We start from the raw sequence: 1,507 nt of genomic DNA, 5'->3' as shown, positions 1-1,507 counted from the left end.
AGATGGCATGACCATTCTTGGCGCTTCAGTCCACGTGGGTCAGAATCGCCGGTGAGTGATCGCGGTCCGCACTCTTCTTCGGTCCGCAGCCGGAGGAGATGGCATGGAAGAATACAACGCTTTTATCGGATTGGACGTCCATAAGGATAGCATATCGGTCGCGATCGCGGACGCAGGGCGTGACGGTGAACTCCGCATGTACGGAACGATCGTCAACTCGCCCGACGCGGTTTCGCGTTTGATGCGGAAGCTGGTCCAACGCCATGGTAAGATCGAGGTGACCTATGAAGCAGGCCCTTGCGGTTACGGAATCTATCGACAGCTCACAGAGATGGGAATCTGCTGCCGGATCGTGGCACCGAGCCATACGCCAAAACGGCCAGGCGAAAGGGTGAAGAACGACACAAGGGATGCGCTGATGCTTGCCCGGTTGCTTCGTGCGGGTGAACTCACATACGTGTGGGTGCCGGATGCGACCCATGAGGCGATGCGTGACCTCGTCCGTGCCCGTCAGGTGGCCTCGCAGGATGTTAGAGCAGCTCGCGCATTGATACGGATGTTCCTGTTAAAACATGGGCTGCACTGCAAGTCGAAGGCGTGGTGCTTGCGATACCGGAAATGGCTGACATCTCTTAAGTTTGATCACGCCGCGCAGAAGTTCGCACTGCAGAGTTATATCAATCGCCTTGAGCAGGCCGAAGCACGCAAGGCCGAGATCGAAGACCAGATGGCCGATCTGATCCCAGGTTGGGCGCTGGCTCCGGTGGTCCATGCCCTGCAGGTGTTCAAGGGGATCGGAATGGTCATCGCTACAACGCTGGCCGCGGAGATCGGCGACTTCTCGCGGTTTGCGAGTCCGCGAAAATTGATGGCTTATCTCGGATTGGTTCCCAGTGAATATTCCAGCGGCAGCAAGCAACGGCCCGGAGGGATCACGAAGGCAGGTAACAAGATCGCTAGGGTGATGCTTGTCGAGGCGGCCTGGGCTTACAAATGGCCCCCCAAGGTCGGTGTCGATCTCATGCTGAAACGGCAAGACTATAGCCAGGAACTGAAAGACATCGGCTGGAAGGCCCAAGTCAGGCTGAACAAGCGGTTTCGGCGTCTTGAAAGTCGGGGGAAGCGCAGCACCGTGGCCGCAGCCGCAGTTGCCCGCGAACTGGTCGGCTTCATCTGGGCGACAGCGATAAGCGCGATGCCGAAGACTGCCTGACAAAAAATGCGCGCGATGTTGTTAGTGGCCAGGGCATCTGACGCGGGACGAGGCAAACCGTCGGTCGAGAATTGAGATCCGGATCATGCCGGACATCTGACAGCAGAATGAACGAACGCCTCTGACGCTTACCATAATGGGGTTTCGATCCCCGCATCGGAGTTTGAGCAACCGTCGAATAAGTCGGGTGCCCTGACCTCTGCCAACATCGCAAGGAGAACTATCATGACGAACGGCATTCAAGCCGGGCGGCGGGAAAGCCGTGCTTATCCTCTTGACGAATGGTCATCGGAG

The 1,507-nt window shown here is 57.7% G+C and carries 1 protein-coding gene; it reads left to right on the top strand.

Annotated elements, in window-relative coordinates:
• Positions 1-103: 103 nt before the first annotated feature.
• Entirely contained in the window at positions 104-1,213 is a 1,110-nt protein-coding gene (locus A8B82_RS21210) for an IS110 family transposase (RefSeq protein WP_067297116.1), read from the top strand.
• The last annotated feature ends 294 nt before the right edge of the window (positions 1,214-1,507 follow it).

The organism is Sulfitobacter sp. EhC04 (assembly GCF_001650875.1).
GTDB lineage: Bacteria > Pseudomonadota > Alphaproteobacteria > Rhodobacterales > Rhodobacteraceae > Sulfitobacter.
This window is presented reverse-complemented; position numbering and strand designations above follow the sequence as displayed.